Source organism: Streptomyces sp. NBC_00306 (assembly GCF_036169555.1).
GTDB classification, from domain to species: domain Bacteria; phylum Actinomycetota; class Actinomycetes; order Streptomycetales; family Streptomycetaceae; genus Streptomyces; species Streptomyces achmelvichensis.
On sequence record NZ_CP108032.1, the window covers coordinates 2,943,672 to 2,970,061 of the forward strand.

22 protein-coding genes, 1 tRNA gene and 1 pseudogene are annotated in these 26,390 nt (G+C 72.3%); 3 read left to right on the forward strand and 21 right to left on the reverse strand.

Annotated elements, in window-relative coordinates; translation table 11 throughout:
* Positions 1 to 19 precede the first annotated feature (19 nt).
* The 8 genes and pseudogenes from OHA05_RS12950 to OHA05_RS12985 all read right to left on the reverse strand — a co-directional run bounded on the left by OHA05_RS12950 (position 20) and on the right by OHA05_RS12985 (position 11,031).
* On the reverse strand, positions 20 to 3,175 hold the full coding sequence (locus OHA05_RS12950) for an amidohydrolase family protein (protein ID WP_328863376.1): 3,156 nt from the start codon (positions 3,173 to 3,175) through the stop codon (positions 20 to 22).
* Between the two features lie 148 nt (positions 3,176 to 3,323).
* Complete coding sequence (locus OHA05_RS12955) at positions 3,324 to 3,998, reverse strand: response regulator transcription factor (protein ID WP_328860650.1); 675 nt, start codon at positions 3,996 to 3,998, stop codon at positions 3,324 to 3,326.
* A complete protein-coding gene (locus OHA05_RS12960; RefSeq protein WP_313946157.1) occupies positions 3,956 to 5,308 on the reverse strand; it encodes a sensor histidine kinase in 1,353 nt (450 codons plus the stop codon). Before OHA05_RS12960 ends, OHA05_RS12955 begins: the two co-directional genes overlap by 43 nt.
* A gap of 250 nt (positions 5,309 to 5,558) precedes the next feature.
* Positions 5,559 to 5,981: a hypothetical protein gene (locus OHA05_RS12965; protein ID WP_328860651.1), complete on the reverse strand. Its 423-nt coding sequence runs from the start codon at positions 5,979 to 5,981 to the stop codon at positions 5,559 to 5,561.
* Positions 5,982 to 6,049: 68 nt separating this feature from the next.
* Positions 6,050 to 7,714: an AMP-binding protein gene (locus OHA05_RS12970; protein WP_328863377.1), complete on the reverse strand. Its 1,665-nt coding sequence runs from the start codon at positions 7,712 to 7,714 to the stop codon at positions 6,050 to 6,052.
* A 32-nt stretch (positions 7,715 to 7,746) separates the two neighbouring features.
* Positions 7,747 to 8,334 carry a lytic polysaccharide monooxygenase auxiliary activity family 9 protein gene (locus tag OHA05_RS12975; RefSeq protein ID WP_313946156.1) on the reverse strand — a complete coding sequence of 196 codons (588 nt, stop codon included), beginning with the start codon at positions 8,332 to 8,334 and terminating at the stop codon, positions 7,747 to 7,749.
* A gap of 130 nt (positions 8,335 to 8,464) precedes the next feature.
* Positions 8,465 to 9,637, reverse strand: a pseudogene (locus tag OHA05_RS12980) (SPFH domain-containing protein); the annotation flags it as partial.
* Positions 9,638 to 9,705: 68 nt separating this feature from the next.
* On the reverse strand, positions 9,706 to 11,031 hold the full coding sequence (locus tag OHA05_RS12985) for a peptidoglycan-binding protein (protein ID WP_313946155.1): 1,326 nt from the start codon (positions 11,029 to 11,031) through the stop codon (positions 9,706 to 9,708).
* 190 nt (positions 11,032 to 11,221) lie between these two features.
* On the opposite strand from OHA05_RS12985, the gene OHA05_RS12990 reads away from it, so the two are divergent.
* Positions 11,222 to 11,295: transfer RNA gene (locus OHA05_RS12990), tRNA-Lys, on the forward strand.
* 54 nt (positions 11,296 to 11,349) lie between these two features.
* On the opposite strand, the gene OHA05_RS12995 is transcribed toward OHA05_RS12990, so the two are convergent.
* The 13 genes from OHA05_RS12995 to OHA05_RS13055 all read right to left on the reverse strand — a co-directional run bounded on the left by OHA05_RS12995 (position 11,350) and on the right by OHA05_RS13055 (position 24,286).
* On the reverse strand, positions 11,350 to 12,048 hold the full coding sequence (locus OHA05_RS12995) for a class F sortase (RefSeq protein WP_328860652.1): 699 nt from the start codon (positions 12,046 to 12,048) through the stop codon (positions 11,350 to 11,352).
* A gap of 1 nt (position 12,049) precedes the next feature.
* The gene (locus tag OHA05_RS13000; RefSeq protein ID WP_313946153.1) at positions 12,050 to 12,628 is read right to left on the reverse strand and encodes a hypothetical protein; all 579 of its coding nucleotides are present in this window, start codon (positions 12,626 to 12,628) and stop codon (positions 12,050 to 12,052) included.
* 128 nt (positions 12,629 to 12,756) lie between these two features.
* On the reverse strand, positions 12,757 to 13,536 hold the full coding sequence (locus tag OHA05_RS13005; protein ID WP_313946152.1) for an HAD-IIA family hydrolase: 780 nt from the start codon (positions 13,534 to 13,536) through the stop codon (positions 12,757 to 12,759).
* A gap of 79 nt (positions 13,537 to 13,615) precedes the next feature.
* The gene (locus OHA05_RS13010; RefSeq protein ID WP_328860653.1) at positions 13,616 to 15,154 is read right to left on the reverse strand and encodes an alkaline phosphatase family protein; all 1,539 of its coding nucleotides are present in this window, start codon (positions 15,152 to 15,154) and stop codon (positions 13,616 to 13,618) included.
* A 132-nt stretch (positions 15,155 to 15,286) separates the two neighbouring features.
* Entirely contained in the window at positions 15,287 to 16,348 is a 1,062-nt protein-coding gene (locus OHA05_RS13015; protein WP_328860654.1) for a 2-aminoethylphosphonate ABC transporter substrate-binding protein, read from the reverse strand.
* Between the two features lie 15 nt (positions 16,349 to 16,363).
* Complete coding sequence (locus OHA05_RS13020) at positions 16,364 to 17,161, reverse strand: ABC transporter permease (protein WP_328860655.1); 798 nt, start codon at positions 17,159 to 17,161, stop codon at positions 16,364 to 16,366.
* A complete protein-coding gene (locus OHA05_RS13025) occupies positions 17,148 to 18,029 on the reverse strand; it encodes a 2-aminoethylphosphonate ABC transporter permease subunit (RefSeq protein WP_328860656.1) in 882 nt (293 codons plus the stop codon). The genes OHA05_RS13020 and OHA05_RS13025 overlap by 14 nt, the downstream gene beginning before the upstream one ends.
* Entirely contained in the window at positions 18,013 to 19,086 is a 1,074-nt protein-coding gene (locus tag OHA05_RS13030) for an ABC transporter ATP-binding protein (RefSeq protein WP_328860657.1), read from the reverse strand. Before OHA05_RS13030 ends, OHA05_RS13025 begins: the two co-directional genes overlap by 17 nt.
* Complete coding sequence (locus OHA05_RS13035; protein WP_328860658.1) at positions 19,083 to 19,760, reverse strand: phosphonatase-like hydrolase; 678 nt, start codon at positions 19,758 to 19,760, stop codon at positions 19,083 to 19,085. The genes OHA05_RS13030 and OHA05_RS13035 overlap by 4 nt, the downstream gene beginning before the upstream one ends.
* 6 nt (positions 19,761 to 19,766) lie before the next feature.
* Complete coding sequence (locus tag OHA05_RS13040; RefSeq protein WP_328860659.1) at positions 19,767 to 20,888, reverse strand: TIGR03364 family FAD-dependent oxidoreductase; 1,122 nt, start codon at positions 20,886 to 20,888, stop codon at positions 19,767 to 19,769.
* Between the two features lie 170 nt (positions 20,889 to 21,058).
* Positions 21,059 to 21,823 carry a GntR family transcriptional regulator gene (locus tag OHA05_RS13045; RefSeq protein ID WP_313946144.1) on the reverse strand — a complete coding sequence of 255 codons (765 nt, stop codon included), beginning with the start codon at positions 21,821 to 21,823 and terminating at the stop codon, positions 21,059 to 21,061.
* Positions 21,824 to 21,853: 30 nt separating this feature from the next.
* Positions 21,854 to 22,741 (reverse strand): hypothetical protein, encoded by an 888-nt coding sequence (locus tag OHA05_RS13050; protein WP_328860660.1) that lies wholly within the window; start codon positions 22,739 to 22,741, stop codon positions 21,854 to 21,856.
* Between the two features lie 111 nt (positions 22,742 to 22,852).
* Entirely contained in the window at positions 22,853 to 24,286 is a 1,434-nt protein-coding gene (locus tag OHA05_RS13055) for an ROK family protein (protein WP_443043684.1), read from the reverse strand.
* A 56-nt stretch (positions 24,287 to 24,342) separates the two neighbouring features.
* Here OHA05_RS13055 and OHA05_RS13060 point away from each other — a divergent pair, with 56 nt between their 5' ends.
* Both OHA05_RS13060 and OHA05_RS13065 read left to right on the forward strand, forming a co-directional pair.
* The gene (locus OHA05_RS13060; RefSeq protein ID WP_328860661.1) at positions 24,343 to 25,428 is read left to right on the forward strand and encodes a Gfo/Idh/MocA family oxidoreductase; all 1,086 of its coding nucleotides are present in this window, start codon (positions 24,343 to 24,345) and stop codon (positions 25,426 to 25,428) included.
* Positions 25,425 to 25,907 carry a heme-degrading domain-containing protein gene (locus OHA05_RS13065; protein ID WP_313946141.1) on the forward strand — a complete coding sequence of 161 codons (483 nt, stop codon included), beginning with the start codon at positions 25,425 to 25,427 and terminating at the stop codon, positions 25,905 to 25,907. The genes OHA05_RS13060 and OHA05_RS13065 overlap by 4 nt, the downstream gene beginning before the upstream one ends.
* Positions 25,908 to 26,390 lie beyond the last annotated feature (483 nt).

Genomic DNA, 26,390 nt, shown 5'->3' on the forward strand with positions numbered 1-26,390 from the left:
CTCTGCCCGAGGCCCGGCGTCAGCCGCAGCAGCCCTCGCGGTGCATCACCTCGCTCGCCGCCGCCCACAGCGGATGGCCGATGTCCGCCCGCTCCGACGCCGGCCGGGCGTAGACGTCCTCCAGCGCACCGCGCTCGTGGCTGCACCCCGCGATGAGGACGCGGGCGGTGTTCATCAAGGTGTCGAAGTCCGTGAACGGGTCTCCGTCGACGACCGTCAGATCCGCCAGCCGGCCCGGCTCGACCGTGCCGAGATCCCGCTGCGCCCCGAAGACCTTCGCCGCGTTCGCCGTCGCCGTCAGCAGGGCCTCGGCCGGGGTGAAGCCGTGGGCGACCATGGCCCGCAGACCGAGGTGGAGGTGCAGGCCGACGGGGGTGAGCGGGGTGTCCGTGCCGAGAGCGACCAGACCGCCCGCTGCGATCACCTTGCGGCAGGTGGCGAATTCACGGCGCAGGGAGAGCCGTTCGGCGTCGGTGACGGGCATGGCGGCCCGCTCGCGCAGGGCGAGGACGTCCCACGGCGGCATCATCGCGGTGACCCGGGGGTCGTCCAGCAGGCCCGGATGGTCCGAGAGGACCGTGATCGCGGTGAAGGGGGTCTCGATCAGATGGAAGCCGTTGGCGTAGTTCTCGACGGTGTCCTGGTGGGTGAACCCCTCGGCGGTCGCGCCGTGGCCGTACTCCGCGCGTTCGGTCGCCACCAGGTGCGAGGTGAGGTCCTGCCCCGTCTGGAAGCCCTGGGAGCACAGGTGGGAGCCGGACCGTACCCCCAGCAGCTCGTGACCGAAGCGGGCCGCCTCCGACATCAGCCAGGCGGGTGCGCGGACGTAGGTCTTGACGAAGTCCCAGTCCAGGGCCGCCCCGCGGGCCAGTGAGCGCTGGAGCCCTTCGGGCGTGCGGTGAGCGCGGCCCATGCTGTACGCGACCCGGGAGCCGTCGAGCAGTTCACCAGTGGTCAGCAGTCTCGGCCCCGCGAGGCGGCCCGCGGTGATGTCCTCGCGGAGCCTGGCCTGTTCGTAGGAGAAGCCTGCGAGGGAGACCGTGGTGGTGATGCCGTAGGCGAGGGACACGGCGGTCTGACGGGCGCCGTAGGTGTACTGCCACGGATGGGTGTGGGTGTCCCACAGTCCCGGCAGGACGGTCTGGCCCGAGGCGTCGATCTTGCGCGCTGCGCGCCGTGAGGGGCGATGTGCCTCGATACCGGCGACTCGGCCGTCCCGGATCAGGATGTCCACGTCCTCGCGGGGCGCGGACCCCGTGCCGTCCCAGAGCCGGCCGGCGTGGACGACGGTCTCGACCGGGGCCGGCCTGCGGTAGGAGAGCGGGACGGGGACGGTACGGGGACGGCCGCCCGGCTCCAGCAGCCGCAGCCGCCCGTTCGACAGATACAGCAGGGTGCGCGAGTCCCCGGACCAGCTCGGGTGGTCGGCCGCCTCGTCGGTGATCCGGCGCGGGGCACCGTCCGGTGTGCCGTCGGCGCGCACGGGCAGCAGCCACAGCGCGGACTCGCTGACGCAGGCCAGGTGACGCCCGTCCGGCGACCAGACGGGTCCGCTCGCATAGCGGTCGGAGAGCGAGACGTGCGGCGCGAGCGGGTGGAGGGCCGAGCTGCCGGTGGTGGTGTCGACGACGCGGATGAGGTTGTAGCCCTCGCGGAAGCGGCGGTTGAGGCGGTTGCGGTCGCAGTAGGCGAGGTGGCGGCCGTCGGGCGACCAGCTGGGCGGGCCGGGCAGTCCGCCGCCGCCCATCGGCGCGGCCAGCGTCCTCTCGGTGCCCGCGGCCAGGTCGCGGACGAGGAGATTGCCCGCGACGTCGAGGCAGGCGAGGCGTCGGCCGTCCGGGGAGAGAGCGGGGTGGACCCGGCCGCCGGCCGCCAGCACGGTGTCCGCGCCGGTCGCGAGGTCGTGGCGGCGGACGGTGTTCAGACCGCCGTCGCGGTCGTCGACGTACACCAGCGAGGTGCCGTCGGGTGCCCACGCCGGGCCCTGGAGGTAGGTCGCCGGGTCGGCCTGCACCACCTTGCGGGGCCGGGAGCCGGCCGACGTCCCCTGGATCCACAGGGCGTTGAGCGAGACGAAGGCGACGGAACGGCCGTCCGGGGAGAGCGCGGGCAGATGGATGCCGCGTACGGGACGGGCGCCGCGTGGCTCGAAGTCGTACGCCTTGACCCGGTACTCGGGGCGGTCGACGGGGAGGGTGGCGCTGAAGCCGATGTGCTCGGCGGGGGCGTCGCGGTGCGGCCGGACGACGGTGAACCGGCCGCCGACCGTGAGCAGCAGCCGTTCGTCGTCCAGCCAGCGCGGCGGGACGCCCGCGATCTCGCCGTCCACGGCGGCCGGTCTGCCGTCCACCACGAGGACCATCCGCTCGTACCGCGTGGCGGAGCCGATCGCTCGCAGCCAGGCGCGGCGGCCGGCCGGGGAGATGGCGGGGGTGAGCAGGTTGCCCGGTTCGGTCTCGGTGTGCTCGATCGTCACCTGGCCGCCGGCGGCGGGGACGGCCGCGAGGGTGCGCGCCCTGAGGACGCCGGATTCGAGGCGGGCGCGGACGAAGACGACGCGGGTGCCGTCCGGCGACCAGACGGGGTCGTAGTCCTCCCAGGGCACATCGGGGTTGTCCTGGCCGGGCAGACCGGTGAGCCGGGTCAGCCGTCCCGTGCGGACCTCGACGGTCCAGATCCGGTACGGGCTGCCGGTGACCGGGTCGCCGCCGCGTTCGGAGGAGAAGACGATCCGGGTGCCGTCCGGCGACCAGGCGGGGCCGCGGTCGTCCCACGGTCCGTCGGTGAGCTGCCGCAGTCCCGACCCGTCGGCTGCCATCGTCCAGATGTGGAACTGGCCGCCCTGGTAGCAGGCCATGGCGACCCGCCGGCCGTCCGGGGAGCAGACGGGACGGCCCGGCTCCAGGTCGGGCCGGGTGAGGGCGGTCGCCGGGGACCCGTCGGCCGGGACGGACCAGAGGATGTTCTGCACCTCGGCGACGAAGCGTCCGCCGGACGCGGGGGCGGCGGCGCCGTTGGTGGCGGCCGTGAAGTGCAGTCCGGTCGCCGGGGCCGCCGTCGCCGTGCCGGCCGCCGGTGCGACGGGTGCCGCGGCGGCGGTGTCGAGGGCACCCGCGGTCCCGGCCGCTCCCGCCGCCAGGACGGCGGCGGTCTGGAGGAACTGACGGCGGTGCATGGGCGGTACGGACGCATCGGCTGGCACGGGCGGCACGGCGGGCTCCCAGGTCTCGGAGGTCTGGGACCTTCCCCGGGGCATCACCGGCCACTCCGGTATTACGCCAATGCGCCCTGAAACAGACGGGGCGCACGGGGTCGTACGGGGCTCATGAGCTCAGGAAGGCGAGGACGGCGAGCACCCGGCGGTGGGTGTCCTCGGCCGGCGGCAGGTCGAGTTTGGCGAGAATGTTGCCGATGTGCTTGCCGACCGCCGCCTCGGTGACGACCAGCGCGCGGGCGATCGCCGCGTTCGACCTGCCCTCCGCCACCAGCGCGAGCACCTCGCGCTCGCGCGGTGTGAGCGCGGCCAGCGGATCCCGGCGGCGGCGGAGCAACTGCCGTACGACCTCGGGGTCGACGACCGTGCCGCCCTCGGCGACACGGGTGAGCGCGTCCAGGAACTCCTCGATCCGGCCGACCCGGTCCTTGAGGAGATAGCCGATGCCGGTGTCGTCGCCGCTGTCGAGCAGGTCGGCCGCGTAGGTGCGCTGGACGTACTGGCTGAGCACCAGCACGGGCAGCGCGGGGTTCCGTTCGCGCAGCGCGACGGCGGCGCGCAGTCCTTCGTCCTGGAAACCGGGCGGCATCCGGACGTCGGTGACCACGATGTCCGGCGTGTGCTCGGCGACGGCGGTGCGCAGCGCGTCCGCGTCGCCCACCGCTGCGACGGTGTCGTGGCCGAAGCGGGCGAGCAGGCCGGTCAGCCCTTCGCGCAGCAGGACGCTGTCCTCGGCCAGAACTACCCGGAGCGGTCGGCCGGTTCGCGCAGGCTCGGGTCGCACGGGGTCGGTTCGCCCGGGCTCGGGTCGCACGGGGTCGGTTCGCCCGGGCTCGGGTCGCACGGAGTCGGATCGCACGGGATCTCCACACGCAGGAGGGTCGGGCCGCCCGGTGGGCTGGTGATCGTCAGTGTGCCATCCAGGACGGCGATGCGGTCGGCGAGCCCGGTGAGTCCGCTGCCGCCCGCGGGCCGGGCGCCGCCGCGTCCGTCGTCACGGACCTCGACGGTGAGCCGCCCGCGGGCGTGCTCCGCCGTGACCCGGGCGCTGCGGGCGCCGCTGTGCTTGTCGATGTTGGCGAGCGCTTCGCAGACGGCGAAGTACGCGGCGGTCTCGACGGAGCGGTCCAGGCGGGGCAGTTCGGCACAGGTGTCCACGGGGACGGCGGACCGGTCGGCCGCGTCGGCGAGCGCGGGACCGAGGCCGTAGTCGGTGAGCACCGGCGGATGGATCCCGCGGATCAGCTCCCGCAGTTCGGTGAGAACCTGTCCGGCCTCGTCGTGCGCGCGGGCCAGCCGGTCGGCGAGCGGGCCGGGCGGAGCGTCCATCCTGGCGAGCCCGAGCGTCATGGTCAGGGCGACGAGCCGCTGTTGGGCGCCGTCGTGCACATCGCGTTCGATACGCCGTCGTTCGGCCTCGAAGGCGTCGACGAGCCGGGCACGGGACCGGGTCACCTCCAGCAGACGGCTCGTCATCTCACCCTCGCGAGGGGCGAGCATCGCACGGGTGAGGGCCGCGCGGCCGCCTGCGAAGGCGCCGAGGGGGTAGAGCAGGACGGCCAGGAGGACGAGTCCTGCCACCGCGGCCGCGAAGGCCTGCGGATAGCCGGTGACCAGCACGGTCTTGACGACCCGTGCCTCGTGTCCGTCGGCGGCGAGCTGGAGCGGCGCGGCCACGGCGGCGACGGGCAGCCCGACGGCGACGAGCACGGCGAGCAGGTCGAGCGGCCAGAGCACGAGCGCGTGCAGCAGCCCGTACGCGAGCTCGCGCCAGGTCGCCTGCTCGGTGAGCCGCACCCGCAGCCAGGCCCCGATCCCGGGTTCGTCCGGGGTGCGATGAGGGCTGACGGCCACCGCGGGATCGACGATCCGTATCCGCCGCCGCTCGACGGCGGCGAGCCCCAGCCCGCCGAGTACGAGCAGCGGCAGCCCGACGAGCACGAAGGACAACACCCCGGCGACGCAGAGCAGTACGAGAGCGGGCACCCCGGTGAGCACGCTGCTCGCCAGATACGCGGCAGCGCGCCACGGCCATCGGCTCACCAGGTAGTCACGCCTGGTCAGGGCCTGGAGGAGCTGCTCGGCTGGAGGCATGCGGCAACGGTAGGCCGCGGGATCCGGGCGAAGCCATCGGGCCAGAGGGTGCGACGGTGGTGGGGCAGGCACTACCACGACGGGCGGGGGCTGTCCGGGGTGGTGCGGGTGCGCATGCCGGCCCTCCAGCCGCACCGGATCCCCCGCCCGCGGTCCAACTCGCCCGCGGCGCCTGCCCCGTCCTCTTCGCCATGCTCCGCGGCGGAACCTTCTACCAACCGCAGCCTGTCAGGGCGGTCGCTCCGCAGACCTAGGCCATGGTCAGGAGGTGATCCGTGGGGCCGTAGTCGATCTTCCAGTCGGCATAGACGCCAACGGCGCCGTCCTTCCGGCACCGCAGCCCAACGGTCACCCAGCGGACCGATCCGTCGCCGGCGAGGGAGAACGCGACCGCGGTCTCGAACTCCTCGCTCCCGCACGGGCAGCCGGCCTCGCCAGGATCCGCGTCCTCCCAGAACTCCTCGCTGTCCGCGATGAACGCGCGGCCGCCGCAACCGGCGCACACCCGCTCGGCTCCACCCTCAACATCATCAACGAGCACGAAGAACGTGCGCTCGCCGCACCCGCCGCAGACCGAAGGAACGACCTTCACCGGACGCCCGTCGTCAGCGTTCCGCAGAAACGCCGCGAGCTCCGCAGAAACACCCTCGCCAACCTGATCATCAGCATGCACAGGCGCATCGTTCCAGACGCCCGAACCAGCACCCATCCACCGTGACCGGAGATAGGGGCCCCCGTGCCTCACCTTCCCAGCAGATCCCCGCGCCCCTGTTCCGCATAACGCCGCTCCAGGTCCGCCGCGTCCTCCGCGGTCAGCAGCCGGTGCACGCCCTCGCCGTCCGGGAGCCACCACACAGGGTCCTCGCAGCGAAAGCCCTCCCGCCGCAGCGCGACCCGGTGCACCTTGTTCGTCGCCGTCACCGGCAGGCTCGGCAGCACGCGTACGAAACGGGGGGTCATCTTCGTCCCCAGGTCCGGCTGGGCCGCCAGGAAGTCCGCGAAGGCCGCCGGGTCGAAGGGCCGGTCATCCGGCAGGGCGAGCGCCGCCATGACCTGGTCGCCGGAGACCGGGTCGGGGATCGCGTAGACCGCCGCCCCTGTCGCCGCCGGCCAGCGCGCCAGGATGTTCTCGATCATCGAGGCGGCCAGGTTCTCGCTGTCCACCCGCAGCCGGTCGTCGGTGCGGCCGGCGAAGTAGAGGTAGCCCTGCGCGTCGCGGAAGAACAGGTCGCCCGTCCAGTACCAGCCGCCTCGGCGCCGTGCCGCGTCCGCCTCCGGATGGCGCCAGTAGCCCTCGAAGGGGTTCGGGCCCCGGTTGACCAACTCCCCTATCGCGGCGTCCCCGTTGAGCAGCCGTCCGTCCGGACTCAGCACGGCGGCCGGCCGCTCGTCACCGGTCGCGGGGTCGACCACGGCCAGGTCGTCGCCCGCGGCCGCCCGTCCGATGGCGCCCGCCGGGGTGCCGGGGGTGCGCTGGATCGCGGCCCCGCCCTCGGAGGAGCCGTAGCCCTCGACCAGCCGCACGCCGAACCGCTCCTGGAACCGGGCCGCGTCCACCGGTCCCGCTTCGGTCCCGAAGCCCAGCCGCAGCCGGTGCGAGCGGTCGTCGTCGTGTGCGGGCGTGGCCAGGATGTACTGCACGGCCCGCCCCACATAGGTGAAGTAGGTCGCGCCGAACTCCCTTACGTCGGCGAGGAATCCGGATGCCGAGAATCGGTCGCGCAGCGCCACCGCCGCGCCGCCGGCCAGCGCGGGTGCCCAGTCGGCGATCACCGCGTTGCCATGGAACATCGGCATGCAGATGTAGTGGACATCGTCCTCGCGTACGCCGAAGTGCGCCACCAGCGAGGCGCCGGCCGCCGCCAGCCTGCCCTGCGAGCAGATCGCCGCCTTGGGCGCGCCCGTCGACCCGGACGTGAAGGAGAGGAGCATTCTGCTGCGCGGCCCGACCGGCCCGACGACGGCGTCGCCGGGCTTCGCGGCGGCGTACGGGGCGAGGAGGTCGCCGTACGCGTGGGTGTCGGTCACCAGCACCCGTATCCCCGGCAGGCTCAGCCCGTCGAGGAGGGGAAGGTGGGCGCGTTCGGTGACCAGCACCCGGCAGTCGGTGTGCAGGATGTCGCGGGCGAGTTCCGCCCCGCGGCGCGTCGGGTTGATGCCCGCCACGGCGGCCCCGGCCAAGGCCGCCGCACTGAGCCACAGGGGAAACTCCGGGGTGTTGTCGAGCAGTACCCCGAGGTGCGGCTCCGCCCCGCGTGGCAGAAGATCCACGAGGAGCGCAGCGCGTGCGGCAGCGCCGGCGGCCACCTGATGGTGGCTGAGGACCCGGCTCCGGTCCCTCAGCCCCACCCGGTGATCACCCCACTGGCGCTGGACGAGCTCCGCGACGGTGCTCGTGCCGGTGATTCCCATGGCGCCGCACGGTAACTGACAACCTGTCAGAACTGAACGTCCGAGCAGGCATAGAAGGCATTCGCCGTGTCGTGGACGGTCCACACCGCGAGGATCAGGTGCTTGCCCGAGCGCGACGGCAGATTGCCGCTGTGCGACAGGGTCTCCGGCGGCTGGTTGCCGCCGTAGGGAACGGTCAGGAACGGCTGCGACTCAAGCGCCGACCTGGTCAGCGGCTGGCTGGGATTCCAGCCGCTCTTGGTGATGTAGTACTTGAAATCGGTGGTGCGGTGCCGGGCGGTGAAGCGCCAGCTGAACGTGTAGTTCTGACCCGACGAGACCCTCGTGGCGGGCCACGCCCCACCGCGCGGGTCGTCGAGCTGCGCGAACTGGCCGTTGCCGCCCGCACATATCTTTCCGTCGGCGGGACCGGCGCCGGGGAAGCCCTTGGGCCCCTCGACGCTCTGCGGTTCCCACTGGATGTTGCCGCAGTTCTGCACCGTGCCGTTGGCACAGAGCTTCTGGCGGCTGATGGGTGATTCGGTGTAGCCGTGGCTGCTCGCGCTGCCGGTGGCGAGTACGGTCGCGCCCGTCACCAGCAGACCGACAGCGGCCGCAGTAATCCTCTTGCGCATGCTTCGCTCCAGGGAACGTGGGGGAGTTCAACGAGCCGTGCTGCACGCGTGCGGTTGTGCGGTAGTGCATGTTCCGGTCTAGACCAACACCCAATGTATTGACCAGAGTTCACCATGTCCAGACCAATAGCTAACCTTCCCTTGACCCGGAACGGCCCGTGTAGAAGGCAACGGTGAGGTCCTTGACCAGAGCCTTGCGCTCGTAGTCGTCCAGCTCCACGAGGCCGCGCGAGGTCAGCCGGTTCACCGTGTCGTCCACCGCGTCCACCACCGACGTGAGCACACTGTCCCGGTGCCTGGCGTCGATCGCCGCGATCTGCCGTCGCTGCATCGCCTCCGCCACCTCGGGGGCGTACTCGATCCCCACCGGCTGGGCCGAGAAGACCTCGATCCCGACCGGAGCACACTCGGCCAGCAGCATGCGCGTCAGCGCGGCCCCCACGGCCTCCGCGTTGCGCAGCGTCGGAGCGTCCTCGTGGAACGCGTCCGCGGGGAGCTGCGAGAGCACCCGCGCCATCGCCGACTCCACCTGCTCGCTCAGATACTCCTCGTGGTCCTCCACACCGAGCGCCGCCCGCGCGGTGTCCTTGATCTGCCACACCACCAGCACGACGACGCGCAGCGCGGTGCCGTCCGCGTCGACCGCCGGCATCGGCTCGCTGCGCCAGTGCCGCAGCCGTACGTCCACCCGGCGGCGCAGCAGCAGCGGGCTCATCCACACCAGCCCCGTGCGCCGCACACTCCCCCGGTACTCGCCGAACAGCGTCAACACCCAGGCATGGCCCACCTGTCCGCGGCCGAGACCGCCGAGCGCGAAGAGCGCGAGCAGCACCCCGAGAGTGACCAGGCACCACAGGCCGAGACCGAGACCGTGGTACGGCTGCGCGGTCACCCGGACCATCCGGGTCACCATCGCCGGCACCACCCCGGCGCCCCACAGCACCGTTCCGATCCCGGCGAGCGCGCACGCCCCGGCCACCAACCCCGTCCAGCCCGGCAGCACGGGTCCGGCTCGCTCGGCCAGTTCCGGGTCGACGGGCGGCGGGGGCCGCAGGGGCGCGGAGGTGGGCCGAGGAGCCGATGTCCTGCGGCCGATCCTCGGCTGCTCCCCGGTGCCCTGCCGGCGTCCGACCACGGCGGGCCGCAGCGCGATCGGCGCGGAGTCGTCGTCGCGGAACAGCAGGTGCACCGGGATCTCGGTAGTGGCCTCCTGGGCGATGACCGGGGTGTGCCGCGGCCCGTCGAACGGGGCGCCGCCGTCGGTCTCCGGGGTCGTGGTGTTCATGACTGCCGCCTCCGCTGGTCGATCCGTCCTGCTGTCACGCCGGTCCTCGCCGCGCCGGGGCCCGGGTCCTGCCGTCACCTCGGTCCTCAGCGCGCCGCGGCGAAGAGCTTGCTCCAGGTGTGCGGCCCCGGGTAGCCGTCGGCCTCGGCGCCGCGCCAGCCGAGCGAACGCTGGAAGGCCTCGACGTTGCGCCGGTCCGCCTCGGTCCAGCGCGGACCGGGCCCGGTCGTGTAGTGCTTGCCGAAGCCGCGCTTCACCAGCTGCTTGCCGAGCTGGGTGACGTACGCGCTGGACTGTCCCGGCCGGAAGTGGCCGCGGCCGGGGAAGGGCGCGGTCACGGACCCCGGTCCGGCCGTCCCCGCGGCCGGGATGTTCCTGCCCTGTGCGCCGGCGAGCAGCCGCCAGGTGTGCGCGCCCGGCAGTCCGTCCGCCTCCGCGCCCCGCCAGCCCTGGGCCAGCTGGAACGCCTGGGTGGCCCTGCGGTCGGCCTCACTCCAGCGCGGCCCGGGGCCCTCGGTGTAGAACCGCTTGCCGCCCCTGGCCACCAGCATCCTGCCGAGGTCGGTGACGTACTTGTTGTTCTTCCCTGGCCCGAAGAGGGCCGCCCCCGGGAACGTCTCGGCCGCCGAGGGTCCGGGTGTGGTGGTGATGCCGCTCAGGCCGTTGTAGCGGTAGGGGATGTACTTGTCGGAGTTGGTCCAGTACCCCATGGGCGTGGCCTGCTTGCGCGTGCTCGGCTTGGTCTGCTCGTACGCGACGTAGGAGGTGTGCGTGTAGTCGGTCCAGCCGCCGAAGAGCGTGACGTGCGAGCCCTTGGTCGGATTGGCCGGGTTGTGGAAGAGCAGAATGTCGCCGGGCTGGAGCTCCTCGCGGGTGATGCGGGTGCCGAACTGGTGGAGGCTGCCGGTCCACTCGTTGCCGACGAGGTTCCACGCCATCGAGACATAGCCCGAGCAGTCCTGCCGGTAGCCGTCGGACCAGTACGCCTCCATGCTGTACGGGACCTTGGCGGCGAGCCATTTCTTGGCGCGGTTGATGATCTCGGCCCGGGTGGTCTTCCGGAGTTCGGGGGTGGTCGCCGGCTTGCCGGACGGGCCGGCGAGCGGCCTGCCGTGCAGCGGGCCCCTGCCGCCCTGCTCGCTGTCCGGATCGTCCGCGGGCGCCATCGCCGTATCGAGCCCGAGACCGGAGATCCCCGGGTGGGCCCGGCCGGCCGCGGGCGCCGACGCGTGCGCGGCCCCCGCGCCGCCACCGCCCAGCACCACTCCGGCGGCGGTGACGAGGACGAGCGCCTTCCGGCATCCGTGGGCCGCCGGGTGCTCACCGGCGGCGAGCGCTCGGCGCTGCTGTGCGCAGCCCGGGCAGTCGCAGTCCGGGGCGGGCTCGTACTCCTCGAACACCGGCACCGTCATACGTGGCCCCTCCGCACTACTAGTGAAGATCTTTCGGGACCGGCGCACGGGGTGCACCCCTGTCCCAACTGTCCTGACTAGTCGCATTTTGACGGACCAAAGGTAAAAAACGACCATCCGACAGGCCGGGACGATCAGATAATGGTCGGAGGCACTCGTCGTCATCCGGTAAAGTTCTCCAGGTCAGCAGGCGCCGCTAGCTCAGTTGGTTAGAGCAGCTGACTCTTAATCAGCGGGTCCGGGGTTCGAGTCCCTGGCGGCGCACGCACAGCGAGGCCCCTCACCATCGGTGAGGGGCCTTCGCTCTGTCCGGGCGCGTCAGGGCTCGTCGACCGCCTGTGCCGCGGCCGGGCCCGTCGTCATCCCGGTCAGATAGGCCGAGACGACCACATTCGCCGTGTACGCCTTCGTCGCCGGGTCGAACGTGCCGCCGCAGGTGATCAGCCGCAGCTCGGCCCGCCCGTCCTGGCGCGCGCCGTACACCTCCTGTGCGTCGAACCGCTCCCGGCCGAAGACCCGGACGTCGTCGATGGTGAAGACCGCGACCGACCCGTCCACCCTGGTCACCCGCACCTTCTCACCGGGCTTCGCCGCGCTCAGACCGTAGAAGACGGCCGGCTTGGTCTCGGTGTCCACATGGCCGACCAGCAGGGAAGGGCCCGCGGCGCCGGGCTGGGCACCGCCGTCGAACCAGCCGACGGTCTGCGGCATGGCATAGGGCGGCGGGTCCACGGCACCGGTGGCATCCAGGCCGCGGGGCACGACGGCGGCGCTGACCCCTATCGAGGGGATGTCCACGCGATGGGGCCTGGCCGGCTCCACCGGGTCGTGCGCGGGAGGCAGCGGCACACCGAGGGGGCGCCCCACGGCCGCGACATCGCCGGTGGTGGGGGCTGAGCTCCCGCCGGGGCCGCCGGAGACCTCACGGCCCCAGAGCCACAGTCCGAGCAGCAGCACGGCCCAGGCCACGCCGGTGAGCATGCGACCGGAACCTGCCGGCCGTTCGCCGGTCCCCATGTCACTCAGCACCCGACCGGCGTCGCCGCGAGCCACGGAAGGCCACCGCGACGGCCGCCGCACCCGCGAGCACCAGACCGGTCACGGCGTGCCCGGTGCCCGGGCCCGCGCCGTCCCGCACCTCGACGTGCTCCTGGTCGGCGGCCAGGGCCGCCGTACCGCCGCCGCCGGCCCGTACGGGCGCGTCCGGGGTCGGCTCCGCCGAGGGGGACGCCTTCGCGCGGCGCTCGACGACCTTCAGCACACCCACGTCCGGGTGCTTGCGGCCGTCGCACGTCACACCGATCGTGTAGGTGCCGACTTTCACGGAGGACTTCACCCGCGTCTCCACGAACAGCCGGGAGCGCTGCCCGTCCTGCCAGGCGAGCTCGGCGGCGGAGACGAAGGCCACCGACGTCGCGGCACCCGCGGTGGTCTTGCAGCCCTTGACCAGGACCTCCACCTCGTCGCCCGGTACGGCGTCGGCCGGGGACACCGTGACATCCACGGCATCGTCCGCGCGGGCCTCGGGGGCGAAGGGTGCAAGCACCAGGACGGCGGCCACACCAGCGGCACGGAGAGCAATCGAACTTGAACGCATTGTGAACCTCCTGACACCGAAAGATTCACGCGTCTGGCGCGTTTTCGCATCCGCTGGAGCGATCTTGCCCGACCCTTACACCCCTGACCTGCACAAATACGCTGGGTGAGGGTGACGCGGGGCGGGCGTCACACCCGGTCGACGAGGTCCGCGATCGAGTCGACGACCGTGGAGGCCCGGAACGGATAGCGGTCGATGTGATCCGGCGTCGTCACCCCGGTGAGCACCAGGAACGTCTCCATGCCCGCCTCCAGGCCCGCGAGCACGTCGGTGTCCATCCGGTCACCGATCATCGCGCTGGTCTCGGAATGGGCGCCGATGGCGTTCAGGCCGGTGCGCATCATCAGCGGGTTCGGCTTGCCCGCGAAGTAGGGATCGCGGCCGGTCGCCTTGGTGATCAGGGCCGCGACGGACCCGGTGGCGGGCAGCGGGCCCTCGGCGGAGGGACCGGTCTCGTCCGGGTTGGTGCAGATGAACCGCGCCCCGGCGTTGATCAGCCGGATGGCCTTGGTGAGGGCCTCGAAGCTGTACGTCCGGGTCTCCCCCAGGACGACGTAGTCCGGCTCCTGGTCGGTGAGGATGTAGCCGATGTCGTGCAGCGCGGTGGTGAGACCCGCCTCGCCGATGACGTAGGCCGTGCCGCCGGGCCGCTGGTCGTCCAGGAACTGCGCGGTCGCGAGGGCCGAGGTCCAGATGTTCTCCACCGGCACGTCCAGCCCCATGCGGCCGAGCCGCGCGTGCAGGTCGCGCGCCGTGTAGATGGAGTTGTTCGTCAGGACCAGGAACGGCTTCCCGGTCTCCCGCAGCTTCTTGATGAAGGCGTCCGCGCCGGGGATCGGCACACCCTCGTGGATCAGGACACCGTCCATGTCGGTGAGCCAGGACTCGATCGGCTTGCGCTCTGCCATGTGACGGGACTCCTGCCGTACGCAGTGTGCTGGTGGCGCCGGGGACACGCCGCTGTGCCCCCCGGCGCCACCAGCCTAATCAGGATGCGGTGACCTTGACCCCGTCGATCACCCAGTACCAGTTGTTCGCCCCCGTGCAGCGGAAGCGGAAACTGACGCTGGAGGCCCCCGCGGGAACGCTCACGCTCAGCGACTGCGGCTTCGACACCACGTCCGCCGTGTAGCTCTTGACGCGGGCCGGCGTGCCGCCGTTGAAGGAGGCGAGGACCTCGGCGCCCTGACCGCCCTCGTGCCGGTAGAGGGTGGTGAAGTCCAGCCGTACGGTCGTCCTCCCCGACACCCCGTACGCCGGGGTCACCAGCGTCGAGTCGTACGGCCCCGAGTTCGCCTTGTCGGCCCACTCGTCGGAGTCGGCGACGGCGAAGACACCACGCGAGCGGACATTGAGCTCGCGCCACTGGTCGCGCTGCGACCGGGACCAGAACTCGTCGGTGGCGAAGGCCCAGCCGCGCCACTCCGTCATACCGCCGGTGCCCATCGCGCTGTTGATGACGGACCAGCCGCTCGGCGCGGTGTGCGTGAAGCCGAGGACGCCCGCCGGGATGCCGGTCTCGTCCACGCGGCCGGTCAGGGACGGCAGCAGGGTGTCGAAGGGGTCCGTGGAGCGCTGCTGGACCGGCTTGCCGTCCAGGCCCCAGGACGGGTCCGGCACGATGCCGAGCTGGTGGAAGACGGTGGCGGCGACATCGACGAGCCGGGTGTCGGCGGGCCGGGCGCCGGCCGCGATGCCGGGTCCCTGCGCGAGGACGAAGGTCCGCCGCTCCTCGATGGAGCTGCCGCCGTGGCCGCCGGCGTCGGCGTGACCGTGGTCGGTGGAGACGATGACCGTCCAGCGCTCGGTGGCGTAGGACGGGCGGGCCTTGATCGCGGCGAGGAAGCGGCCGAGGTAGCCGTCCTGGACGGCGATGGCGTCGAGGTAGCGCTGCCCGGTGCCGGAGCTGTGTGCGACGGCGTCGGTGTTGCCGAGGTAGACGAAGAGCACGTCCGGGTTCTGGGACCGCAGGACCGACTCGGTCTCGTTCGCGACGGTCGCGTCATGGCCCGGGTAGCCGTCGCGGTCCCCGTCGAGCACGAGCTTGCCGTCGGCGCCCGGGGTGACGGTGCCCTGGTCGTCGAGCGCCTTCCAGTCGACGGCCGCGTAGGTGGACAGCTCGGGGCGCACCTGCGCCAGCCGTGCCAGGAACCCGGGGTAGGCGCCGTAGTTCTTGCCGGCGAAGGAGTTGTCCTTGACGCCGTGCTTGTCGGGCCAGACGCCGGTGGCGATCGTCGACCAGCCGGGGCCGGAGGAGGTGGCCGCCATCGGCGGCGCGTACAGCAGCGAGAGCCCGTACGTCCCGTTCGCCATCAGGGACTTCAGATGCGGGGCGTTGGCGGCGTCGATCCGGTCGTGGCGCAGACCGTCCATGCCGATGACGAGCACCTTGTCCTTGCTGGTGCCGTTCGGGAGGGTGGGGGCCGCGTAGGCGGCGGGTGCTGCGAGGGTGCCGGCGGCGGCGACCGCGGCGGTCGCGGCTCCTGCGGCGAGTACCGAGCGGCGGGACATGCCGTTGATCGGCATCTGATCCTCCGTCAAGGGTGGGTTCGAGGGTGAAGTGGGCAGAGCGACGCCCCTGATTCCTCAGGGGCGTCGGTCCGTACCCGTTATCGTTCCGCGACAGATCTGCGCGGACCAGATGGCCCGGGTGAACTCTCAGCTGCCGGTCGCGGACTTCCAGGCATCGATGTACGACGGGAGGTTCTTGTCGATGTCCTTCCAGTCCGGCTCGAAGATCTCCACGCCCTCCATCACCTTGGCGAGCGCGATGGCGTTGTCGTCGGTCGGCTTGATGTCGGAGCGGGCGGGGAAGCCGCCGCCGATCGCGCTGACCTGGCGCTGCGCCGTCTCGCTGAGCATGAAGTCGAGCAGCTTGCGGCCGTTCGCGGTGTGCGGGGCGTCCTGCACGAGCCCGGCCGCGTACGGCAGCGCGAAGGTGGTCGGCCGGCCGCCGCTCTTCGCCGGGAACCAGATGCCGAGGTTCGGCATGGAGGCGGACTGGGCGTGGTTCATCTGCACATCGCCGTTGGCGACGAGGATCTCGCCCTTGTCGACCTTGGGCGCCAGCTTGGAGGTGGACGACGACGGTCCCACGTTGTTGGCCTGGAGCTTCTTCAGATACTCCATCGCCGGCTCCTTGCCGCCGAAGTCGTGCATCGCCTTGATGACGACCGCGGTGCCGTCGCCCGCGACGCCGGGCGTGGAGTACTGGAGCTTGTTCTTGAACCTGCCGTCCAGCAGCGCCTCCCAGGTCCCCGGGGCCTTCGGCAGCTGCTCGGTGTTGTGGATGAACCCGAAGTAGTTGTTGACGACCGAGGTCCAGGTGCCGTCGGCGGATTTGTCCGCGCCGTTCACCTTGTCCACGCCCTGCGGCTGGTACGTCTGGAGCAGTCCCTTGGAGCCTGCCTGCTGGATGAACGGCGGGAGGGTGACGAGGACATCGGCCTGGGTGTTGGACTTCTCGCGGACGGCGCGCTGCACCATCTCGCCGGAGCCGCCCTCCACGTACTCGACCTTGATCCCGGTCTGCTTCTCGAAGTCCTTGAAGATGCGGTCGTACCAGCCGTCGCCGTTCTCGCCCTTGAGGCCGTCGGCGCTGTAGACGGTGACGACCTTCTCGTCGGCTGCGGCGGAGGTGCCGCCGCAGGCGGTGAGGGAGGCGGCGAGGGCGAGGCTGCCGACGACGGCGGCGATCGGCCTGAGGGGGTGCGTAAGCATGGCGTGGTGCGCTCCTTAGCGGAATGAGGCCTTGGTACGGATGCGGGAAAGGGCGAGCAGGACGAGCAGCGTGGTCGCCATGAGGACGACCGCGACGGCCGAGCCGGTGAAGAGGGACCCGCGGTCGGTGGCGGTGAAGATGAGCACCGGGAGCGGCATCCAGTCCGGCGGGTAGAGCATCATCGTGGCGCTCAACTCGCCCATGGACAGGGCGAAGCAGAGCCCCGCGGCCGCGTTCAGCGACGGCAGCAGGAGCGGCAGTCTCACGCGGAGCAGGACGTACAGGGGCCGGGCGCCGAGACTGGCCGCGGCCTGCTCGTACATGGGGTCGAGACGGGTGACGGCGGCGGCGACCGACTGATAGGCGAACGCGGTGACCAGGACGGTGTGCGCGAGGATCACGATCCAGCGGGTGCCGTTGAGCAGCATCGGGGGCTGGGAGAAGGCGACCAGGACCGCGAGGCCGACGACGACCGAGGGGACGGCGACCGGCAGCACGAACAGCGCGTCGAGCAGCCTGCGTCCACGCTTCTTCAGACCGGCGGCGGCGAGTGCGGCCCAGCTGCCGACGGTCAGCGCGAGCAGGCTCGCGGTCACCGCGGTGACCAGACTGGTGGTCAGGGCCCGCAACGACTCCCCGCGCACCGCCGACGTGTAGTGGGCGGCGGTCGGCCCGGAGGGGAAGGCGCCGGACCAGTTCGTGGAGAACGACGCGATGACGATGACGAGCAGCGGCAGCGCGAACAGCGGCACGAACAGGAGAAGGAAGAGGGCCCAGCAGGCCCACGTGCCCTTGCGGCTATGCACCAACACGACGGCTGACCATTCGGTAGAGGCTGTAGAGGCCGACGGAGATCGCGATGTTGACCACGGCGACCACACAGGCGGCGGGGTAGTCGGACTCGAGAATCGCCTTGCCGTAAACGAGCATCGGCAGCGTGGTGACGTCCTTGGCCCCGGTGAACAGGACGATCCCGAACTCGTTCAGGCACATGACGAGCACGAGGCTGCCGCCGGCGCCGAGCGCGGGCAGCGCCTCGGGCAGGATCACCTGCCGGACGATGCGGGCCGGCTTCGCCCCGAGCGAGGAGGCGGCCTCCAGCTGCGCGGTGTCGATCTGCGAGAACGCGGCGAGCAGCGGACGCATCACGAACGGCGTGAAGTACGTGATCTCCGCGAGGAGTACGCCCCACGGCGTGGTGAGGAACCGGAACGGTCCGCTGCCCGCCCCGGTGACGTCCGTCCACACACCGTTGGCCATCCCGACCGTGCCGTAGACGAACAGCAGCGCGAGCGTGATCAGGAAGGACGGGAAGGAGAGGAAGACGTCGATGAACTTGGCGACGGCCTTCCCGCCGGGGAACGGGACGAAGGCGATGATCAGCGCGAGGGCGAACCCGAGGACGAGACAGCCGACGGTGGCGCCGACGGCGAGCCACACCGTCGTGGAGAGCGCTTCGCGGAAGGCGTCGGAGCCGAAGACCCGTCCGTAGGCGCCCGGTTCGAGCGACTCCTGCACCACGAGCGCGAGGGGGTAGAGGAAGACGAGAGCGAGGACCGCGACGGGCGGCAGGCTCCACAGGGCCGCGGCGGGTACCCGGCGCACCGGGGCCGTACGGGCAGGCGCCGGGGCCGGGGCCGGGCGCTCCGCCACCATCACGGACTCAGCCGGACCGGTCATGGCCGACCCCCGCTCCCAGCAGCACCGCATCCTCCGGCGCGAAGTGGACGGTCACGTCCTCACCCAGCAGCGGGACCGCCCGCAGCTCGCGGACATCGGCCGTGACCCGGTGCCCGTCGACCTCGATATACAGCCGGTGGGTCGCGCCCCGCCACTGCACTTCGGCGACGCGTCCGCGCAGGGCGTTGGGCCCCTCGCCCAGGCCGACGAGATGCGGGCGTACGCACAGGGTGGCGCCCGCGCCGGGCGCGGCTTCCCCGACGGCCACGTCGAGTGCGGCGCCCTGGAAGGAGACCCCCCGGTCCGCCACGGTCACCGGCAGCAGATTCGCGTTGCCGACGAACGAGGCCGTGAACTCGGTCGTCGGCCGCCGGTAGAGGTCCTGCGGGGTGCCGCAGTCCTGGAGCCGCGCCTTGTCCAGCACCGCGATGCGGTCCGCCAGCGTCAGCGCCTCCACCTGGTCGTGGGTGACGTACAGGATCGAGACATCGGGCAACTCGCGGTGCAGCCGGGCCAGTTCGGCCAGCATCCCGGACCTGAGCTGCGCGTCCAGCGCGGACAGCGGTTCGTCCAGGAGCAGCACCCCGGGACGGATCGCGAGCGCCCGGGCGATCGCCACACGCTGCTGCTGCCCGCCGGAGAGCTCCCGCGGATGGCGCTGCGCGTACGCCGCCATCCCCGTCATCTCCAGCGCCTCGGCGACCCGCCCGGCGATCTCGCGCCGCGGTGTCTTCCGGGCCCTGAGACCGAAGGCCACGTTGTCGGCGACCTTCATGTGCGGGAAGAGCGCGTACTGCTGGACCACCATCCCGATCCCGCGCCGGTGCGGCGGCAGGCCCGTGACATCGCGGTCGCCGATGAGGATCCGCCCCGAGGACGGCTGCACGAAGCCCGCGACCGCGCGCAGGGCGGTGGTCTTGCCGGAGCCCGAGGGGCCGAGCAGGGCCATGACCTCGCCGGGTTCGACGGTGAGGTCGAACGAGTCCAGAACCGTGTTCCCGCCGCTGCCCGAGCCGTAGACGACCGAGACGTTCTCGAAACGGATGCCGCTGCTCATCGGTCGTCCACCCCGGCGAGCAGATCCGGCAACTCGGCCACGGACGCCAGCACATGGGTCGCTCCGTGGTCCAGCAGCTGCGTCCTGTCGTGCGCTCCCGTGAGCACACCCGCGACGACGCCCGCCCCGGACCGCACTCCGCTGAGCATGTCGTACGACGTGTCGCCCGCGACCGCTATCTCGCTGACGCCGTCCACCGCACCCGTCCGCAGGAAGGCGGCGAGCACCATGTCCGGGTAGGGGCGTCCGCGGCCGCCCGCGTCGGCCGGGCAGAGCGTGAGCTCCACCAGGTCCTGCCAGCCGAGCGCGGCGAGGATCGCGTCCTGGGTCGTGCGGGCGAAACCGGTGGTCAGCACCACGGTGCGACCCTGGGACCGCAGCTTCTCGACGGCTTCGGCCGCGCCGGGGACCGGGGCGATCCGTCCGGCGCCCACCAGTTCTCCGTAGGCCTCCTCGAAGGCGCGGTTGGCCTGCTGTGCGCGCTCCTCGCTGCCGAAGAGGTGCCGGAACACGGAGATCTTCGACTCGCCCATGGTGGCGCGGACATGGCCGATCATCGCTTCGGGCGCCTCACCGAGGCGTTCGGCGGCCGCGGCGAAGGCCTGCTCGACCAGTCCGCCGTCGGCGACCGTCGTACCGGCCATGTCCAGGACGACGAGGTTCGTTCGGGTCATCAGTAATCACCAGCCCAGTTCGTTCGCGGTCTTCTCGGCGATCGCCGGCGAGCAGGTCATGCCACGCCCGCCGGGACCGGTCACCAGCCACACGCCGTCACGCACCTGCTCCCGGTGGACGACACGACTCGTGTCGGTGCACTGCGCGTACACCCCGGCCCACCGGCGGCGGACCTTCGGCAGCGGCCGGCCGAGGAACGACTCGACCACGCCGGTGAGGTGTTCGTAGGGGTCGTCGAGGGTGTCGAAGGCGAAGGGGTGCTCGTACTCGTGGGTGTCACCGATGGTCAGCCCGCCGTCGCGGCGCTGCACCATCAGGAGCTGCATCCTGTGCTCGGCGGCCGTCGGGGCCTGCGCCTGACCGGCGTTCAGCGCGTCCAGCGCCTCACTCGCGTAGGCGGGGTAGTAGCGGAAGCTGTCGGCGTCGGCGACGGAGGTGGTCAGCGGCTCGCCGAGTGGGTCGGTCTGCATCATCTGGAGCCGGACGCGGCGGACGGGGAGGGCGGGGGCGAGTTCGCGGACGAGCCCGGAGAGTGCGGCGCCCGGGCACAGCACGACGGCGTCACCGGTGTGCACATCGCCGTGGTCGTCGCGGACGGATGCCTCACCCACCACGTCACGGACCTCGCGCCCGCCGAGGTAGGTGTACCGGCCCGACTCCAGCAGGGCCTTCTTCAGGGCCAGTTGGGCGGGCCGCGGCTCCACCGCCGCGTCCTGCTCGCACCACAGGGCGGCGATGAACCGGCCCCCCAGCGCGGGGTTGATGTCGCGCGCCTCGGCGGTGGTGACGAGCTTGTAGCCGCGGGCCGCGGCGTCGGGGCGGGCGACCGCCGCTTCGGCGACGGCCAGTTCCCGCTCGTTGCGCACGGGGGTGAGCGAACCGATGGCCCGGAAGCCGAGCTCCGGCACGCGCCGCCCGATGGACTGCCACAACTCACGGGCGCGCAGGGCGGTTTCGAGCTCCTCCCCGCCCGCGCGACCGCTCACCCAGATCTGTCCGAAGTTGCGCAGACTCGCGCCCCGGGCCTCCTGCTCCCGCTCGATCTGTACGACCTCGTGGCCGCGTTCCACTGCGTGCCAGGCGTGCATGGTTCCCACCACGCCGGCTCCTACGACGATGACTCTCACGGCCGCAACGCTGCTCGCGGCCGGTGTCCCGCTCGGGGACGACCGGCAACGGGACGGTGAACGGGCCGTCAAGCTTGGACTAGACCCGTTACCGTTCCGTGATGATGCGAGGGGTCCGGTACGGGTCGCGTGCGGTCGCCCGCCGGCCCTCGGGCAGGTGTCGCGGCCGGTCAGCCGCCGTTGCCGAGATGGGTGGTGAAGCTGAAGCGGTCGCCCCGGTACAGCGTCCGTACGCGCTCCAGCGGACTGCCGTCCGGGTCGCGCGACAGACGGTGGAGCAGCAGCATCGGCAGCGCCGGCGGCGTACCGATCAGCAGGGCCTCGCGCGGTGTGGCCAGCACCGTCTCGATCCGCTCGTCCGCGTCGCCGAAGGCGATGGACAGCCGCTCCCGCAGATAGGCGTAGAAGGAGGAGTCGGGGTCGAAGTCGGCGTCCAGGCGCGGCACCCGGGCGACGGTGACGTACGTGCTCTCCAGCCCGACGCGCTCGTCGTCGGCGAGCAGCACCCGCTCCATGTGCCACACCGGCTCGCCGACGCTCGCGCCGATCTCCGCCGCCAGCGCTGCCGAGCAGGGAAAGCGGTCCAGGCCGATGAGATTACGGCCGGGCCTGCGGCCCTGCCTGCGCACACCTTCGGTGTAGCTCGCGAGCGAGAGCGGCTGCTCCAGTTTGGGGCCTGCGACGACGGTGCCGCGGCCCTGACGGCGCAGCCGTCCCTCCAGCAGGAGTTCGCGCAGCGCTTGGCGCACGGTCTCGCGCGACACCGCGAACCGCAGCGCGAGATCGCGTTCGGTCGGCAGCGGATCGCCCTCGGCCGACTCGTCGACGAGGGCGGAGACACGGGCCTTGACGGCGTAGTACTTGGGGATGCGTCCGTGCTCCGGAATGCCGGAGCGGACAGGGGCGCCGGGCGCCTGGTCGTTCGGGTAGTCCACCGCCTGATGCTCGCAGACGCATATGAACGATCAGCGGCGGCCCGTTCGCAGCTTCCTGGAGGCCAGCACCACGACGGCACTTCCCAGCAGGATCGTGCCGAGGGCCATGCCGAGACGGGCCAGCGCCCCGGTGCCCGTGGTGGCGAGCTCGTCGCGGGTGACCGAGAGGCCGGAACCGTCGTCGTCCATGACGGCGAAGCGGTAGTCGGCCGACTCGCCGACCCAGTCGCCGTCGTCGCCGCGCCGCTGGACGACGGCGGCATTGACGGTGACCTGGTTCGGCGGGGTGTCGGCGGTCAGCGCGAACCGGACGCGGACGGTGACGGTCGCGCGGGCGGGCACCGCGAAACCGGCGAACGCGCCGTCGTCGAGCACGCCCACGACCTCGTCCTGGGCGGTGGTCTCCAGGGACGCGGGCCGCCAGCGCGAGGCGTCCTCGTCGTAGAACTCGAGCGTGACCCTGGGCGGGGTCAGCCCGCGGTCCCGCGCGGCGAAGACGATCACCGGGTGGATGTTGCGGCAGGGTTCCGCGGTGGTGTTGGCGAGGTCGACGGACCACTGCTCGAAGCCGCCGCCGGGGTGGTGCACGGGCGGGCCGCCGTGGATACGGGAGTCGATCGGAAAGCTCTTGGCGGCCACCGCGCCGCAGGTGGGCTCATCCCCGGGGGCGCGGACGGCGGTGACGCCGACGGCGGCCTTGTCCGCTGTGGCGTTGCTTGCTGTGGCCTTGTTCGCGGTGATGGTGCTGGGGGTGGCCTGGTTGGCGGCGGCATTGCCCGGGGCGGCCTGATTGGCGGCGGTCTCGGAGACAGCGGCCCGCACAGCCGGGTCGGCGGTGGCGGCCGCCGGGGCCGCGAGGGCGGCGGGGACGACGGTGGCCGCGGCGGCGCCGGCGGCGAGGACATTGCGCAGTCGCATGGCTGACCTTTGCTGTTCGGCCGGTGCGGGCAGGGGACGTGGGCGCGACCCTGCCACGCGGGCGCCCGGTGACCCGGGAGGCACGTCCCCGAACGGCCGAACTCCGCCCTATCAGCGTATTTTCTGCCCGGTACGCGAGGGCGGGAGCGGTGACGAGAAGGCGGCGTCGGCCCGCCCGAAGACCGGGGCGAGCACGAGCTGTGCCGCGCCCTGCGCGACCGTGTGCGGACCACCGTTCGCGAGCTCCACCGGCACGGGCGCCTGCTCGCCCACTCCGCGGACGAAGGTGCCTGCCGCGGCCTCGACGACCCGGCCGCCGAGCAGGACGCGGTCGATGTCCAGCAGCTCCACGAGGTTGGCGGCGCCGACGCCGAGGATCCGCGCCGCTCCCGCGAGGTCCCCGTCGGCGACAGCCTCCAGACAGAGCGCCTCGATGCACCCCCGCCGGCCGCACCCGCACGACGGCCCGTCGAGCTGCACGACCTGATGCCCGAACTCCCCGGCCCCGGTCCGCGCTCCGCGGTAGAGCCCGCCACCGAGCACGAGACCCGCCCCGAGCCCGGTCCCCAGATGCAGATACGCGAACGAGTCCCCGCTCCCCTGCAGCGCGAGCCCGAGGGCTGCGGCATTGGTCTGGAGGGCGAGGCCGAGAGCGGCGGCGTTGGTGTCCTTGTCGAGCGCGACGGGCAGCCCGAGCCGCTCGGCGAGAGCGTCCCGCAGGGGAAAACCGTCCCACTGCGGGAACCCGGTGACGCGATGGGGGATGCCGGAGGTGTGATCGAGCGGTCCGGGCATGGCGACGCCGACACCGAGGACACGGTGGGAGGTGTGGGTGTCGGGACCGGATTCGGCGGGCTGCGGGGCAGGTTGGGCCGGCCAGGGAGCCGGTCCGGGTCCGGCGACCGATCCAGCATGTCCGGGGGCCGGCGTGGCGGCGGGCACCTGGGCGGGCACGGAACCCGGCTGCCCTGCGGACACCTGCCCCGCGGACGACCGCCCGGCGGAGAGCGGCCCGGACAGCGGCCCGGCGGACAGGGCCCCGCCCGGGTCGGAGGCGGTCAGCAGGGACTCCACCTCGACGGCCACCGCCTCCACCACCGCTTCCGCCCCGGCCCCCAGATCCAGCGGCACCACGCGCCGGCCGACGAGGACGCCCGCCAGGTCCAGCAGCACCACGGTCAGCTCGTCACGGTCCAGGTGCAGCCCCACGGCGTGCGCCGCCGGAGGGACCAGCCGCAGGACCGTACGCGGCTTCCCGCCGGTGGAGGCGCGGTAGCCCGCCTCCGCCACCAGCCCGCTCCCCCGCAGCCGCGCCGTGATCTTGCTGACCGCCTGAGGGGTGAGCCCGGTGCCCTCCGCCAGTTCGAGACGGCTGATCCCGCCCTCGCCCGCCACACGCAACAGCTCCAGCACACGCGCCGCGTTCGCGCTGCGCAGTCCCGACAGGCCGGGAAGTTCGGGCAGCTCGGCCCCCGACGGCCCCCCGCTGCCGAGGCCGAGTCCGTTCCCCTGCCCGGTCCCGTAACCGCTCCCGTTGGTGTTCACGCCACCTATTCTCCCCCTCGCTTGCACTTTGGCAACACCGTTGCTTAAGTGGGAGCATGACTGGCACCGGCACTCCCCTCCGCGTCGGACTCGTCGGCTACGGCCTGGCGGGCTCCGTCTTCCACGCCCCGCTGATCGCGGCCACCGAGGGCCTCGTCCTCGACACGATCGTCACGTCCACCCCGGAGCGGCAGGAGCAGGCCCGCGCCGAGTTCCCGGATGTGCGCTTCGTGGCCACGCCGGAAGAGCTGTGGGCCCACGCCGGCGAACTCGACCTCGTCGTGATCGCCTCCCCGAACAAGACCCACGTCCCCGTCGCCACCGCCGCCCTCGAAGCGGGTCTCTCGGTGGTCGTGGACAAGCCGATCGCCGGCACCGCCGCCGAGGCGCGTGAGCTCGCCGCGCTCGCTGAGGCCCGCGGTCTGCTGCTCTCCGTCTTCCAGAACCGCCGCTGGGACAACGACTTCCTCACCCTCCGCAAGCTGATCGCGGACGGCTCGCTCGGTGAGGTCCAGCGCTTCGAGTCCCGCTTCGAGCGGTGGCGCCCACAGCTCAAGGGCGGCTGGCGCGAGTCGGGCGACCCGCAGGAGATCGGCGGTCTGCTGTACGACCTCGGCAGCCACCTCGTCGACCAGGCCCTGACGCTGTTCGGCCCCGTCACCCGCGTGTACGCGGAGTCCGACCTGCGCCGGCCCGGCGCAAAGGCCGACGACGACACCTTCTTCGCGCTCACCCACGCGAACGGCGTCCGCTCGCACCTCTACGCCAGCGCCACCACCGCCCAGCTCGGCCCGCGCTTCCGGGTCCTCGGCTCGGCCGCCGGATATGTGAAGTACGGCCTGGACCCGCAGGAAGCGGACCTCCGCGACGGCAAGCGCCCGGACACCCACAAGCCGTGGGGCGTGGAGGACGAGTCGCAGTGGGGCCGGCTCGGCGGCGGAGAGTCACCGCTCACGGGCGGCGGCGACCCGGTGGAGACGCTCCCGGGCGACTACCCTGCGTACTATGCGGCCGTTGCCGACGCCCTGCGCAACGGCACTCCCCCGCCGGTCACCGCCGAGCAGGCGGCCGCCGCGCTCGAGGTCCTGGAGGCCGCGCGCCGCTCCGCCCGTGAGGGCGTCACCGTGGAGGTGTCCGTATGACAACGCCCCCCACCATCCATGAGCTGGTCGACCAGGAACGCCGCCTGACCCTGCGCCGGTTCAACCACGCCGACGCGTGGGCCCTCGGCAGCATGCTGGTCGAGATGGCGCACCTGCGGGAGGCCCCGGTGGCCATCGACATCCGCCGCGGCGCGCAGCAGCTGTTCCACTGCGCACTGCCGGGTTCGAGCGCGGACAACGACGCCTGGATCGATCGCAAGCGGCGGGTAGTCGAGCGCTACGGCGAGAGCTCGTTCCTGGTCGGCACGAGGCACCGCGAGAAGGGCACGACGTTCGAGGAGTCGTCCCGCCTGGACCCGGACACGTACGCGGCGCACGGCGGATCGTTCCCGATCACGGTCGAGGGCGCGGGAGTGATCGGCACGGTCACGGTCTCGGGCCTCCCTCAGGCAGAGGACCACGCGATGGTGGTGGACGCCCTGTCCCGCTTCCTGGCCTCCACCCCACCGGGCACCTGACCGGGCCACGCCCAGCCATCCTCAGATCGCCCGGCGCTTGTAGGACAGCGGCCGCAGGCCAAGGGCGCCCAGCCACATCCAGCCCGTCCGGCGCTTGAGGACAACGGCCGCAGGCCATGCACACCCCCGGGCAGGCAGCTCGAATCGACCGCCAAATCCGGGGCCAGCCGGCTCCTCAGGAACCGGCCACAAGCAAAGGGCGCCCAGCCAAAACCAGCCCGTCCGGCGCTTGAGGACAACGGCCGCAGGCCGTGCCACCCCACGAGCCGAACCATCCGAACCAGTCCAACCAAAACCAGCCCGTCCGGCGCTTGAGGACACGGCCGCAGGCCGTACCTGCCCACGGACGGGGGCCCGGACCTCCGGCCCCAGCACACCGCCCCGGCGCCGGAACCCGAAGCCCGCACCCCGGAGCCCCGCACCCCCGGCCCGAAGCCGACATCCCCCCGACCCGGGGTCGGCCCCCCAAAGCCCCACCCCCAG